This window comes from Variovorax sp. F042, assembly GCF_057814215.1.
This window is the reverse complement of record NZ_JBVASX010000001.1, coordinates 1,549,587-1,562,559: the sequence shown is the minus strand read 5'-3', so window position 1 is coordinate 1,562,559 and position 12,973 is coordinate 1,549,587. Positions and strand designations below refer to the sequence as shown.

The 12,973-nt window shown below is 65.1% G+C and carries 14 protein-coding genes and 2 tRNA genes; 11 read left to right on the top strand and 5 right to left on the bottom strand.

The annotated features are described in order from the left end of the window. The first annotated feature begins 67 nt into the window (after positions 1 to 67). From uvrC to ACZYSP_RS07575, 3 genes are read left to right on the top strand one after another with little or no spacing between them, the layout of a single operon-like run. On the top strand, positions 68 to 2,032 hold the full coding sequence (gene uvrC / locus ACZYSP_RS07585; RefSeq protein WP_489013472.1) for an excinuclease ABC subunit UvrC: 1,965 nt from the start codon (positions 68 to 70) through the stop codon (positions 2,030 to 2,032). A gap of 48 nt (positions 2,033 to 2,080) precedes the next feature. After that, positions 2,081 to 2,647, top strand: coding sequence for a CDP-diacylglycerol--glycerol-3-phosphate 3-phosphatidyltransferase (gene pgsA / locus ACZYSP_RS07580; protein ID WP_093051202.1), 567 nt, complete (start codon positions 2,081 to 2,083; stop codon positions 2,645 to 2,647). Next, complete coding sequence (locus ACZYSP_RS07575) at positions 2,644 to 3,531, top strand: DMT family transporter (protein ID WP_097198730.1); 888 nt, start codon at positions 2,644 to 2,646, stop codon at positions 3,529 to 3,531. Before pgsA ends, ACZYSP_RS07575 begins: the two co-directional genes overlap by 4 nt. Positions 3,532 to 3,543: 12 nt before the next feature. On the opposite strand, the gene ACZYSP_RS07570 is transcribed toward ACZYSP_RS07575, so the two are convergent. Continuing rightward, positions 3,544 to 4,503 carry a LysR substrate-binding domain-containing protein gene (locus tag ACZYSP_RS07570; RefSeq protein ID WP_489013469.1) on the bottom strand — a complete coding sequence of 320 codons (960 nt, stop codon included), beginning with the start codon at positions 4,501 to 4,503 and terminating at the stop codon, positions 3,544 to 3,546. Between the two features lie 38 nt (positions 4,504 to 4,541). Between ACZYSP_RS07570 and ACZYSP_RS07565 the strand changes: the two genes are divergently transcribed. The 6 genes from ACZYSP_RS07565 to ACZYSP_RS07540 all read left to right on the top strand — a co-directional run bounded on the left by ACZYSP_RS07565 (position 4,542) and on the right by ACZYSP_RS07540 (position 9,952). Next, positions 4,542 to 5,492 carry an alpha/beta fold hydrolase gene (locus ACZYSP_RS07565; protein WP_489013692.1) on the top strand — a complete coding sequence of 317 codons (951 nt, stop codon included), beginning with the start codon at positions 4,542 to 4,544 and terminating at the stop codon, positions 5,490 to 5,492. Then, positions 5,489 to 6,574, top strand: a complete 1,086-nt coding sequence (locus tag ACZYSP_RS07560; protein WP_097198731.1) for a tartrate dehydrogenase — start codon at positions 5,489 to 5,491, stop codon at positions 6,572 to 6,574. The genes ACZYSP_RS07565 and ACZYSP_RS07560 overlap by 4 nt, the downstream gene beginning before the upstream one ends. Before the next feature lie 210 nt (positions 6,575 to 6,784). Next, entirely contained in the window at positions 6,785 to 7,057 is a 273-nt protein-coding gene (locus ACZYSP_RS07555; protein WP_007830705.1) for an HU family DNA-binding protein, read from the top strand. Between the two features lie 29 nt (positions 7,058 to 7,086). Further along, positions 7,087 to 7,162, top strand: a tRNA-Val gene (locus ACZYSP_RS07550). Positions 7,163 to 7,239: 77 nt separating this feature from the next. Then, entirely contained in the window at positions 7,240 to 9,156 is a 1,917-nt protein-coding gene (locus tag ACZYSP_RS07545) for a SurA N-terminal domain-containing protein (RefSeq protein ID WP_489013465.1), read from the top strand. Between the two features lie 121 nt (positions 9,157 to 9,277). Then, the gene (locus ACZYSP_RS07540) at positions 9,278 to 9,952 is read left to right on the top strand and encodes a histidine phosphatase family protein (protein ID WP_489013463.1); all 675 of its coding nucleotides are present in this window, start codon (positions 9,278 to 9,280) and stop codon (positions 9,950 to 9,952) included. A 12-nt stretch (positions 9,953 to 9,964) separates the two neighbouring features. Here the strand turns inward: ACZYSP_RS07540 and ACZYSP_RS07535 are convergent, their stop codons facing one another. Together ACZYSP_RS07535 and ACZYSP_RS07530 are read right to left on the bottom strand one after the other, a co-directional pair. Further along, positions 9,965 to 10,297, bottom strand: coding sequence for a hypothetical protein (locus tag ACZYSP_RS07535; protein WP_093051185.1), 333 nt, complete (start codon positions 10,295 to 10,297; stop codon positions 9,965 to 9,967). 43 nt (positions 10,298 to 10,340) lie between these two features. Continuing rightward, the gene (locus ACZYSP_RS07530; RefSeq protein ID WP_007830716.1) at positions 10,341 to 10,589 is read right to left on the bottom strand and encodes a GlsB/YeaQ/YmgE family stress response membrane protein; all 249 of its coding nucleotides are present in this window, start codon (positions 10,587 to 10,589) and stop codon (positions 10,341 to 10,343) included. Between the two features lie 208 nt (positions 10,590 to 10,797). Between ACZYSP_RS07530 and ACZYSP_RS07525 the strand changes: the two genes are divergently transcribed. Together ACZYSP_RS07525 and ACZYSP_RS07520 are read left to right on the top strand one after the other, a co-directional pair. Continuing rightward, on the top strand, positions 10,798 to 11,430 hold the full coding sequence (locus tag ACZYSP_RS07525) for a YbhB/YbcL family Raf kinase inhibitor-like protein (protein ID WP_489013460.1): 633 nt from the start codon (positions 10,798 to 10,800) through the stop codon (positions 11,428 to 11,430). Positions 11,431 to 11,508: 78 nt separating this feature from the next. Next, positions 11,509 to 11,584 (top strand) — tRNA-His (locus tag ACZYSP_RS07520). An 82-nt stretch (positions 11,585 to 11,666) separates the two neighbouring features. Here the strand turns inward: ACZYSP_RS07520 and ACZYSP_RS07515 are convergent. Beyond that, entirely contained in the window at positions 11,667 to 12,728 is a 1,062-nt protein-coding gene (locus ACZYSP_RS07515; RefSeq protein WP_489013458.1) for a site-specific integrase, read from the bottom strand. Then, entirely contained in the window at positions 12,728 to 12,949 is a 222-nt protein-coding gene (locus tag ACZYSP_RS07510; RefSeq protein ID WP_489013456.1) for a hypothetical protein, read from the bottom strand. Before ACZYSP_RS07510 ends, ACZYSP_RS07515 begins: the two co-directional genes overlap by 1 nt. Positions 12,950 to 12,973: the final 24 nt, after the last annotated feature.

The window sequence follows — 12,973 nt, the reverse complement described above, 5'->3', positions numbered from 1 at the left end:
TCCAGCAACGTCGGGGTTTGCGCGCAGGCGGGCGCCGCACCGCGTGCCGCGCGCCACAATAGCCGCCATGTCAGACGTGCATTCCGATCAATTGCTAAGCGAAGTCGCGGCCCTGCCGCAGCTGCCCGGCGTCTACCGCTATTTCGATGCGGCGGGCGCGGTGCTCTACGTGGGCAAGGCGCGCAACCTCAAGAAGCGGGTTGCCAACTACTTCCAGAAGAGCCACGGCGGCACCCGCATCGGCCACATGATCTCGAAGATCGTGCGCATGGAAACCACGGTGGTGCGCTCCGAGGCCGAGGCGCTGCTGCTCGAAAACAACCTGATCAAGACGCTCAAGCCGCGCTACAACATCCTGTTTCGCGACGACAAGAGCTATCCCTATCTCAAGATCGCGTCGCACCAGTTCCCCCGGCTGGCCTACTACCGCGGCGCGGTCGACAAGAAGCACCGTTACTTCGGGCCGTACCCGACCGCCTGGGCGGTGAAGGAATCGATCCAGCTGCTGCAGAAGGTGTTTCGCCTGCGCACCTGCGAGGACACCGTGTATGCCAACCGCACGCGGCCTTGCCTGCTGTACCAGATCAAGCGCTGCAGCGGGCCGTGCGTCGGCTACATCGCGCCCGAGGCCTATGCGCAAGACGTAGCCAGCGCCGAAGCCTTCCTGATGGGCGACACGCAACTCGTGCTCTCGAAGCTCGAACAGCGCATGACGGCGCATGCCGAGAAGCTCGAGTTCGAGCAGGCGGCCGAACTGCGCAATCAGATGTCGGCCATCTCGCGCGTGCTGCACCAGCAGTCGATCGAGATCGCGTCCGACAAGGACGTGGACATCCTGGCTGTGAAGGTGCAAGGCGGCAAGGCCTGCGTGAACCTCGCGATGGTGCGCGGCGGTCGGCACCTGGGCGACCGGCCATACTTTCCCGTGCATGTGGAAGACGCGGCGCAGATCCATCACGGCGAACTTGACGACGATGGAGACGATGCGCCGCCCGCTGCCGCCGACCCGATCGAAGTGCAGGTGCTCGAGGCCTTCATCGCGCAGCACTACATCGACGTGCCCGTGCCGGCCACGCTGGTGCTGAGCGAGCAGGTGAGCCGCGAGCTGATCGAGGCGATTTCGCAGCAGGCCGGCGCGCGCGTGACGGCGGTATTCCAGCCGCACGAGCAGCGCCGGCACTGGCTGGAAATGGCCGAGACCAATGCCAAGCTGCAGCTGGCCCGGCTGCTGGCCGAAGAGGGCTCGCAGCAGGCGCGCACGCGCGCGCTGGTCGATGCGCTCGAATTGGCATCGGACGACCTCGACAACTTCCGCGTCGAATGCTTCGACATCTCGCACACCGCGGGCGAGGCGACGCAGGCCTCGTGCGTGGTGTTCGAGCACCACACCATGCAGAACCGCGAGTACCGCCGCTACAACATCGAAGGCATCACGCCTGGCGACGACTATGCGGCCATGCGGCAGGTGCTGCATCGTCGCTACGGCAAGCTGGCAGAGGCCATGGCGGCCGAGACCGATGCCTTGCCTCCGGGTGACGCCGAAAGCGACGACACAGACGCGCCGCCGAAGCCCCGGACCGCACGCATGCCCGACCTGGTGCTGGTGGACGGCGGCAAGGGGCAGGTGTCGATGGCGCGCGAAGTGTTTGGCGAGCTGGGCCTGCCGCTGTCGCTGATCGTTGGGGTCGAGAAGGGCGAGGGCCGCAAAGTCGGGCTCGAAGAACTCGTGTTCGCCGACGGCCGCGAGAAGGTCTACCTGGGCAAGGACTCGGCCGCGTTGATGCTGGTGGCCCAGATCCGCGACGAGGCGCACCGCTTCGCCATCACCGGCATGCGGGCCAAGCGTGCGAAGGTACGCGTCGGCGGCAGCCAGCTCGAAGACATTCCGGGCATCGGGCCGAAGCGGCGTGCGCGGCTGCTGCAGCGCTTCGGCGGCATCCGCGGCGTGGCTGCGGCAAGCGTGGAAGACATCGCGTCGGTCGAGGGCATTGCCTCCGACCTGGCGGAGGAAATCTACAAGGCGTTGCATTGAGGGCGTGACCCCCGAAGGGGGTTACTTCCGCCATGACACAATCAAGCGATGTTCTGGACACTACCGACCATCATGACCTGGACGCGCATCGTCGCGATCCCTTTGATCGTCGGTGTGTTCTACCTGCCGATGGCCGAGCCGATGCGCAACCTGATCGCCACGGTCATGTTCATCGTCTTCGCGGCAACCGACTGGCTCGACGGCTTCCTGGCACGCCGGCTCAATCAGACCTCGGCCTTCGGGGCCTTTCTCGATCCGGTGGCCGACAAGTTCCTGGTGTGCGCCTCGCTGCTGGTGCTGGTGCACCTGAACCGGGCCGACGTGTTCGTGGCGCTGATCATCATCGGCCGCGAGATCGCCATCTCGGCGCTTCGTGAATGGATGGCGCAGATCGGCGCCAGCAAGAGCGTGGCGGTCCACATGATCGGCAAGGTCAAGACGACCGTGCAGATGATCGCCATTCCGTTCCTGCTCTATGACGGGCGCCTGTTCAAGGTGATCGACACCGGTGTCTGGGGCCAGTGGCTGATCTGGATCTCAGCCGTGCTCACCATCTGGTCGATGGTGTACTACCTGCAGAAGGCCATTCCGGAAATCCGGGCCCGCACCAAATGACCTCGGCGGCCACGGCCCCCGGCGGGGGCTGGCTGCGGGCGATGCCGGCGGTCTTCGTGCTGATCTGGAGCACGGGTTTCATCGTCGCGCGCTACGGCATGCCGTATGCGCCACCCCTCAAGTTCCTGGCCGTGCGCTTCGCCTTGTCGCTGGTGTGCTTCGGCGTGTGGGTCGCGCTGGCGCGGGTCGAGTGGCCGAAGCAGCGCGCGCAGTGGGGGCACCTGGCGGTCACGGGCATCCTGATGCAGGCGGGCTACCTGGGCGGCGTGTGGGCCGCGGTGCATGCCGGCATGGGCGCGGGGCTGGTGGCATTGCTGGTCGGCATCCAGCCGGTGCTGACGGCGGTGTGGATGTCGTTCAACGGCGGGCGCATCTCGGGCCGGCAATGGGCGGGGCTGGTGCTGGGCTTTGCGGGGCTGGTGCTCGTGGTGTCGCGCAAGTTCGGGCAGGGCGCCGAGGTCAATGCGCTGACGATGACACTGGTGGTGATGGCGCTGCTGTGTATCACGGCGGGCACGCTCTATCAGAAGCGTTTCGTCGCGCCCTGTGACGTGCGCAGTGCCAGCGCCGTGCAGATGGCGGCGGCGCTGCTGGTCACGCTGCCGTTCGCTGCGCTGGAGTCTCAAGGCATCGAATGGAACGCGTACTCGGGCGGCGCGATGGCGTGGTCGGTGCTGGCGCTGTCGCTGGGCGGCAGTTCGCTGCTCTACATGCTGATCCAGCGCGGCACGGCGACGGCCGTCACGAGCCTGCTGTACCTGGTGCCGCCCTGCACGGCAGTGATGGCATGGCTGCTGTTCTCCGAGCCGATCACGCTGGTGACAGTGCTGGGCATTGCGCTCACCGCGGTGGGCGTGAGTCTCGTGGTGCGCAGCGGGCGCTGAGCGGCCGGTTTCTTAACGTGCGCCGGCCTTGCCGGGCTTCCAGGGCTCGCCGCGGAACTGCTCCACGAGGTGATCGACCAGCAGGCGCACGCGGCGCGGCGTCTTCGGCCGCCAGGGCGCGATCCAGTGGATGTCAGCTTCCGCCATCGCGTATTGCGGCAGCACGCGCACGAGTTCGCCGCTCGCGAGTTGCGGTGCGATGTCCCACAGGCTGCGCAGCATGACGCCGTGCCCGGCCACGCACCAGTCGCGCACCATCTCGCCCGAGTTGCTGGCCAGCGGCCCTTGAACACGCACGCGCGCCGTGCTGCCGTCGCGCGCATGGCGCAGGGTCCAGAGCGCGTACTGGCGCTGGCTGGCATCGCCGTTCTCGCGGGCGACCAGGCAATCGTGCGAAGCCAGTGCCTCGACGGTGGCCGGTGTGCCACGGCGCTTCAGGTAGCCGGGCGACGCCGCCAGCACGCGCTGGTTGCGTGCGATGCGCCGCGAAACCCAGTCGGCCGCATGGCGCTGCTGCACGGCCCAGAGCCAGACTGCGCCGTCGTAGCCTTCGGCACCGAGGTCGGGCAGCTGTTCGGTCAACATCAGCTCGATCTGCAGCGCAGGGTGCCGTGCCTGAAAGGCCGCCACCGCCGGTCCGAGCCAGCGCCGGCCGAAGCCGAATGTCGCGGCCAGGCGGACTGTGCCGGTCAGCTCGTTCTGGCGTTCGCCGAGCTCGCTTTCGAGCGCGGCAAAGCCATCGAGCAGCGTTCGCGCATGCAGGCAGACCGCCTCGCCTTCGGCCGTGACGCTGAGCCGCCGGGTGGTGCGATCGAACAGGCGCTGGCCCAGGCGGGCTTCGAGCGCGCCCAGCCGCTTGGTGATGACGGAGGGCACGACATCGAGCGTGGCGGCCGCACCCGCCAGGCTGCCGTGGTCGCGAATGGCCAGCACCAGTGCGAGGTCGCCGCGGTCCATCGAGAGTTGATTCATGCCAAATCGGAAAGTATGAATTGGCTGATTGTTGCTTGATGATCGTCGAGGCGCAACGCACAATCGTTCCCGTGACGGCCTCATTTCTTTCCCTTCCCACTTTCGACATCGAGCGCAACGGCGTGCGCATCCATGGCCGTATCGGCGGGAGCGGGGCTCCCTTGCTGCTGCTGCACGGTCATCCGCAGACACATGCGATCTGGCATCGCGTGGCGCCGGCATTGATGGAGCGGTTCACGGTGGTCGCGGTCGACCTGCGCGGCTACGGCGATTCGGGTCGGCCGGCGGCCGATGCCGAACACGCGGTCTACAGCAAGCGGGAGATGGCGCTCGATGCACTCGCCGCCATGCGGCATCACGGCTTCGAGCGCTTCGGCGTGCTGGCGCACGACCGTGGCGCGCGTGCGGCTCATCGGCTCGCGATGGACCATCCCGCAGCAGTCGAGCGCATGCTGCTGCTCGATATTGCACCCACGCTCGCGATGTACGAGCAGACTTCCGAAGCATTTGCCAAGGCCTACTGGCATTGGTTCTTCCTGATTCAGCCACCGCCGCTGCCCGAGGCGCTGATTGCGTCCGACCCCGTGCGCTACGTGCGCAGCGTAATGGGCGGGCGGCATGCCGGCCTCGCGCCTTTTGCGCCCGAGGTGCTGGTCGAATACGAGCGTTGCGCCGCCATCGCGGGCACCGCCGAATCCATCTGCGAGGACTATCGCGCCTCCGCCACCATCGACCTCGTGCACGATCGCGACGACATCGCCGCCGGCCGGCAGCTGGCGCAGCCGCTGCGCGTGCTGTGGGGCGAGCATGGTGCAGTCGGCAAGGCCTTCGACGTGCTCGCGCTGTGGCGCGACCGCGCCGCCGATGTGTCGGGCCGCGCCTTGCCGTGCGGCCACTACGTTCCCGAAGAGGCCCCGGACGAATTGCTCGCCGAGGCCCAGGCATTCTTTCTACCTCTACAACACGCACACGCAGGAGCCAACCCATGAGCACCCACAGAATCGCAGTCATCGCCGGCGACGGCATCGGCAAGGAAACCATGCCCGAGGGCGTGCGCGTGCTCGATGCCGCGGCGCGCAAATTCGGCATCGACCTGAAGTTCGACCACTTCGATTTCTCGAGCTGGGACTACTACGAGAAGCACGGCCAGATGCTGCCCGACAACTGGAAGGACCAGATCGGCGGGCACGACGCCATCTTCTTCGGCGCGGTCGGCTGGCCCGAGAAAATTCCAGACCACGTGTCGCTGTGGGGCTCGCTGCTGATGTTCCGCCGCGAGTTCGACCAATACGTCAACCTGCGTCCGGCACGCCTGATGCCCGGCATCATCGCGCCCGTGGTGCGGCGCGACGGCACGCCGCGCGAGCCCGGCGAGATCGACATGTACATCGTGCGCGAGAACACCGAGGGCGAGTACTCCAGCATCGGCGGGCGCATGTACCAGGGCACGCCGCGCGAGATCGTGGTGCAGGAAACCGTGATGTCGCGCGTGGGCGTCGACCGGGTACTGAAGTTCGCGTTCGAGCTCGCTCAATCGCGGCCGAAGAAGCATCTGACCAGCGCCACCAAGTCGAACGGCATCTCGATCACCATGCCGTACTGGGACGAGCGCGTGGCCGAGATGGGCAAGAACTACCCGGGCATCACGCTCGACAAGTTCCACATCGACATCCTCACCGCGCACTTCGTGCAGCGGCCCGACTTCTTCGACGTGGTGGTGGCGAGCAACCTGTTCGGCGACATCCTGTCGGACCTGGGCCCGGCCTGCACCGGCACCATCGGCATCGCGCCGAGCGCCAATCTCAACCCCGAGCGCACCACGCCTTCGCTGTTCGAACCGGTGCATGGCTCGGCGCCCGACATCGCCGGCAAGGGCATCGCGAACCCGATCGGGCAGATCTGGTGCGGCGCGATGATGCTGGAGTTTCTGGGCCACAAGCAGGCGCACGACGCCATTCTTTCGACCATCGAGAAGGTGCTCGCGCCCCAAAGCGGAGCACCACGCACCCCGGACATCGGCGGGACGGCCAGCACCAGCGACCTCGGCAAGGCGATCGCCGAGGCGCTTTGAAAAAGGAGTTCACGAAAGGCCCCTAAAATCGCGCGCTCCGCTGATCGGCATGGCTCTGTGTCTTATTGACACCCTGCAGACCAGTGGTTGTAATCCTCGCTGGCAGTGCGCTGCCGAGGCGTCAGGCCTGCCAGGCTCTTGAGTCGCACCGTTTGCGGCCAGGTCGCAGCTGACGGAAGCCGACCAACTTTTTTTCTACAAGGGGCCCTTGTGAACAAGACCGAACTGATTGAGCACATCGCAAAGAACGCCGATATTTCCAAAGCCGCAGCGACCCGTGCGCTCGAATCCACCATCGGCGCCATTCGTACCACGCTCAAAAAGGGCGGCTCCGTTTCGCTCGTCGGTTTCGGCACTTTCGCAGTAGGCAAACGCGCGGCCCGCACCGGTCGAAATCCCCGTACCGGCGACGCGATTAAAATCAAGGCAGCCAAGATCCCGAAGTTCCGTCCAGGCAAGGCGCTGAAAGACGCGCTGAACTAAGACGTTAGACTCGGAAAGTATTCCCGGTGGGGTGCTTAGCTCAGTTGGTAGAGCGGCGCCCTTACAAGGCGTAGGTCGGGGGTTCGAGCCCCTCAGCACCCACCACCACCCGATGCAAAGGCGAACCACAAGTTCGCCTTTTTTATTGCCGTCCGACAGCCGTCGAAAAAGAGTGTTCAAGCATGTTTGATTTCTTCCGCAAGTACAACAAGATCGTCATGATTTTCTTGTTCTTGCTGATCATTCCCTCGTTCGTGCTCTTCGGTGTCGAGCGCTACCAGGGCTCCGGTCGCGACGAGAAGGTAGCCCGCATCGAGGGCCACGACATCACGAAGCCCGAATGGGATCAGCAGCACCGCGTTGAGACTGATCGCATTCGCCAGCAATCGCCCAACGTCGACCCGACGCTGCTCGACTCCGATGCCTTGCGCTACGCCACTCTGGAGCGCATGGTGCGCGACCGCGTGCTGGCCGCAGCGGCTGCCAAGGCCAACATGACGGTGTCTGAAGACCGCCTGTCGCGCATGTTTGCGCAGGACACCGGCCTGGCTGCGTTCCGTACACCCGACGGCAAGTTCGACCGCGATGCTTTCCAGCGTGTGACCGGTCGCACGCCTGAACAGTACGAAGCGTCGGTGCGCTCCGACATGGCAACGCAGCAGGTGCTGCTGGGCGTTTCGGGCACGGCCTTCACACCGCCTGCTCTGGCCGCCACCACCATCAACGCTTTCTACGACAGCCGCGAAATCCAGGTGGCCCGCTTCAGCCCCGAGAGCTTCGCATCGAAGGTGACGGTGAGCGATGCCGACATCGAGGCCTACTACAAGGACCACACGGCACAGTTTCAGGCGCCCGAGCAGGCCAGCATCGAATACCTCGTGCTCGACCTCGAGGCGGCCAAGAAGAACGTCGTCGTGAACGAGGCCGACCTCAAGACCTATTACGAACAGAATGCCTCGCGCTTCGGCACCAAGGAAGAGCGCCGCGCCAGCCACATCCTGATCACCGCGCCAGCCAGCATGTCCGCCGCCGACCGCGAAAAGGCCAAGGCCAAGGCCGAGCAACTGCTGGCCGACGTGAAGAAGGCGCCCAACACTTTCGCCGAAGTCGCGCGCAAGAATTCGCAGGACCCGGGTTCGGCGGAGAAGGGCGGCGACCTCGACTTCGTGACGAAGGGCGCGATGGTCAAGCCGTTCGAGGACGCGATGTTCGCGCTCAAGAAGGGTGAGATCAGCGGCGTAGTCGAAACCGAATTCGGCTACCACATCATTCACCTGACCGACATCAAGCCAGCCGTGGTGCCGCCCTTCGAGCAGGTGCGCGCAACCATCGAGAACGACATGCGCTCGCAGCAGGCGACGCAGGAGTTCGCGAAGGCGGCCGAGGCATTCACCGATGCGGTCTACCAGTCGCCCGAGAGCCTCAAGCCGGCGGCCGACAAGCTGAAGCTCACGATCAAGACGGCCGACAACGTCGCGCGCCTGCCTGCACCGGGCGCTACCGGTCCGCTGGCCAGCCGCAACTTCCTGAGCGCGCTGTTCGCAGCCGACTCGCTCGACCGCAAGCAGAACACTGAAGCGATCGAAGTCGGCCCCAGCCAGCTCGCATCGGGCCGCGTGACGAAGTACACGCCGGCGCACCCGGTGCCGCTGGCCGACGTGAAGGACAAGATCCGTGCGCAGCTTGTCACCGAGCGCGCTGCGGTGCTGGCCAAGACCGAGGGTGAGGCCAAGCTCGCCGCGTGGACCGCCAAGGCGGACGGCGCGACTTTCGGCGCACCCGTGACGGTGTCGCGCCGCGACGCGCAATCGCAGCCGCTGCCGGTCATCGACGCCGCGCTGCGTGCGGATGGCTCCAAGCTTCCCGCGATCGTGGGCGTGGACCTCGGCGCGCAGGGCTATTCCGTGGTCCGCGTGACCAAGATTGTTCCGCGTACGCCGCCACCACCCGAGCTCGCAAAACAGGAGCAGGCGCAGGTCGGCCAGTCCGTGTCCGCGGCTGAGGATGCCGCCTACTACAACATGCTGAAGGACCGCTTCAAGGCTGAGATCCTGGTGCCGAAGCCGGCAGAAACGCTGCCGACTGCTGCGGGCCGCTGATACACACGAGCGTCGCCAGGCAAAGCCCGAGCCAATCAAAGGCTCGGGCTTTTTTCATGGCCGCGCGAATTGGTCGCACGAGGGACAAGCGGCGTCTTCGCTTCTTGCCAGAATCCCGTGCATGGGAACCCTCTACCTCGTGCGCCACGGGCAGGCCAGCTTTGGCGCTGCCGACTATGACAACCTGAGCGAACTCGGACATCGCCAAGCTGTTCGCCTCGGTGAGTACTGGCGTGAGCGCGGCATGAAGTTCGATGCCGTCATCACCGGCACGTTGAAGCGCCATCGCCAGACGTGGGAAGGCATCGCCAAGGGCCTTGGTCTCGAGCGCGACGACGTGTTGCCGTGGCCCGGCCTCAACGAGTACGACAGCGAAGCGGTCATCGCCACCATCCACGAAGGCAAGCTTCAGAAGCCCGATTCGCCCGAGATGTACCGCCATCACTTCCGCCTGCTGCGCGAAGGGTTGAGCGCGTGGATGCAGGGCAAGACGGCGCCAGTCGGCATGCCGAGCTATGTCGACTTTCTGGCTGGAGTGACGACGGCGCTCGACCACGTGCGTGACAAGCACCATGGCGCGAAGGTACTGGTGGTGTCGAGCGGAGGGCCGATCAGCACGGCAGTGGGGCATGTGCTCGGTACGAGCTCCGAGACGACGATCGAGCTCAACCTGCGCATCCGCAATACGTCGGTGACCGAGTTCGCCTTCACGCCCAAGCGGCACATGCTCGTGACCTACAACACGCTGCCGCACCTGGATGGTCCGGCGTATGAAGACTGGATCACCTACTCCTGAAGGCTTGCCGCATCAGGCCTGCCAAACGCCGTAGCCGGCCTTGCGCAGCGCGATGCCGAGGTCGACCTCCATCAGGCGCGCGTCCTCGTAGGTCATCGGGTTGTAGCGTTCGTAGAGCGCGGGCAGCAAGCGAAGGCCGAACTCCTGTACGAAGGTGTTGGCCTGGATGCCGGCCTTGTGCTTGTCGAAACGGATGTCGGGGTCCAGGCCGGTCATGCCGACGTAGACGAAGGGCTTGCCGAGTTGGTAGTCGGGGTTGGCGCGCCTGAAGCGGCCGTTGTTCCATACGCGGTCGTCGAGTTCGACCACATAGACATGATGCTTGGCGCGTGGTTTGCGGGGCATCACAGTGGCCGTGCGCGCGGAGCGGCACGGCCCCTTCTTCGCATCAGCTCTTGCGCTTGATCAGGCCGTAGATGATGAGCAGCACGATCGCGCCCAGCACGGAGGCGATGAAGCCAGCGCCCTGGCCGGCGGTGTACCAGCCCAGCGACTGGCCGACGTACGTGACGATCAGCGAGCCTGCAACGCCGATGATGGTGGTGACGATGAAGCCTGCGGAGTCGTCGCCCGGCTTGACGGCCCGTGCCACAAGACCCACGACGAACCCGATCAGAATAGTCCAGACGATGCTCATGAAGAAATTCCTTTGGTGGTGAAGTGGTGGAAGTGGCCAGAAGCCATGCCCGTCTGCGCGGGCCGCATTCATGATAGCGGAGCGATATGCGTGCCGGTGCCGGCGACGCACATCGAACAGGCGCGCGAGAATTTGTGCCGGACTTCGCGACGTGGAGGCTGCGCCGCGTCCTACAGGTCTGCTGCCAGCGCCGCGATACACCGTTCGCATGCTCGAAAAACTGCCCGAAGTCATCGGCCAGGCGCTGCAGGGTGTGCGCGCCGGCCTCGACAACATCGTCTTCAACACTCTCGGCATGCGGGAAGGGATGGCCTCCATTGCGCTCACCAGTGTGGCCTTTGCGGACCATGCGCCGCTGCCGAGGCGCTATACCGCTGATGGCGAAGGCGTATCGCCGCCGCTCCAGTGGACCGGCTTGCCGGCTGGCGCGGCGTCGTTGCTGCTTATTGTGGAAGACGCCGATTCACCCACGCTGAATCCGCTGGTGCATGCCATCGTGGTGAATCTTGCGGCGGACAGCGGGGCGCTGGCCGAGGCTGCCATTCCCAGTCAGGGCAATGAGGGCGCGGGATTGCACGTCGGGCGCAATTCGACGCTGCAGGCAGCTTGGCTGCCGCCCGATCCGCCTCCTGGGCACGGGATCCATCGATACGCGTTCCAGTTGTTTGCGCTTGGAAGCGTTCCGGAGCTTTCAGACACTCCCGGCCGAGACGAAATCGTCGATGCCTTGCACGGACACGCTATTGCCAGCGGACTGTTGATCGGCACGCACGAGAGATCCGATGGCTCGATCAAGATTCAGGAGGGTGTGACCCCGGGCGGGCCAATGGCGGCCGGGTGAAAATGTGGCTTTCAAGCCTCGCCATTGATTGCTGCCGTCAAAACCGCGATTTTTAACGCTACAATCGTAGGCTCTGCGGTGGCTGTAGCTCAGCTGGTAGAGTCCCAGATTGTGATTCTGGTCGTCGTGGGTTCGAGTCCCATCAGCCACCCCAAGAAATTCAAGGCGCTACAGCTATCAAAGTTGTAGCGCCTTTCTCGTTTTATTCCCACCGTGGGAATATCCGCCGGTGCCCGTCACAGCGCCGAGCGCTTCACCTCCCTATTGCGGTCATAAACCTTTGCAGTCGTCGCGGGGTTGGTGTGCAAATCCGGCAATTCGCCGTGAACCTGCTTGTGCAGCGTCGCGTAATAGGCGCGGAGGTCATGAAAAGTGAATCTGTCGCTCTCGGCCAGCACCTTCTTTTCAATTGCAAGAATTACGCAGCGCTGCCAAAGCGTCTTAAATCCACGCGCGGTATACGCGTTGTTGTCGCGGGTCGGAAAGACATAAAGGCAGTCCACACCGCGCTGCTTGTGGAGCTCCTGCAGGCGGTCCAGCAGGGCGCCCAGCGCCGGCGTGATCGCGATGATTTCAACGATGCGCTCCCGCTTCTTTCCGCGCTGCTTCGCACGGAAGACGCGGATCTCGGCCGCCGCCCGGTCCACCTGGGGCCAGGTGAGGGGCAGAAACTCGACTTTGCGGTTGCCGGCCAGGCTGGCGTATTCCGCGGCCATGCCGATGATTCGCCGCTGCGGTGTTTGCTCGGCCAGCCACTTCAGGAACCGGGCCAGCACGGCAGTATCTGGCGCCTCGGTGCGCGCCTCGCTGCCATGTGGCTCCACTCCGATGGTGCTGTTGATCGTGCAGACGCCGAGCTTGATCGCGTGGCCGAAGAGCCGCGAAAGCAGGCTCTTTTCGATGTCTGCGCGCCGCGGAGAGCCCGCGCGCTCGATGTGGATATAGCGCGCCACCACGTTGGTGGTGACCTCCGTCATGTGCATGTGCCCGAGCCGGTCGTTGATCTGCTTCCACGCCAGGGTGTAGTCGTCGCGGGTGCCCTGTGTCAGTTTTTTCCAACGCGGGGACTCTTGGAAGCGGGTCCAAACCCAGCTGAGCGTGCCCATGCCGTCGCCGGGCGCGCCGCCGTTCATGTCCAGGACCTTCCGCAAGGCGGCCGAGAGGTCCGTGCCCAGGTTGATCGGCTTGCCCCCGACCGGATGAAACCGGTAGGTCACGGTCTTGCCATCGGACCAGGGCCGGGCTTCCATGCGCGGCAGCAGGCCGGCGGCCGATGCTCGATCTCGAGTCCTGCCCATCAGCTTGCTCCCACAGGGGTTTTCCAGCGCGGGCCATTGCTTGCCGCGGGCGGAGCGGTCGTAGCCTTCGGGCCGTAAAGCCGTGCCCACTCAATGCGTGCGACCAAGGGGCGTCCGTTCGGTCTGCGATCGACGCGCAGGCCAAGCCGGCGCAGGTGCCGGACCTTGGCCGCGTTCTGGGTGAGTCCGCGACAAATCCAGTCGATCTCTTCGTCGCTCATGTCGGGGCGGTTGGGGTCAGTACT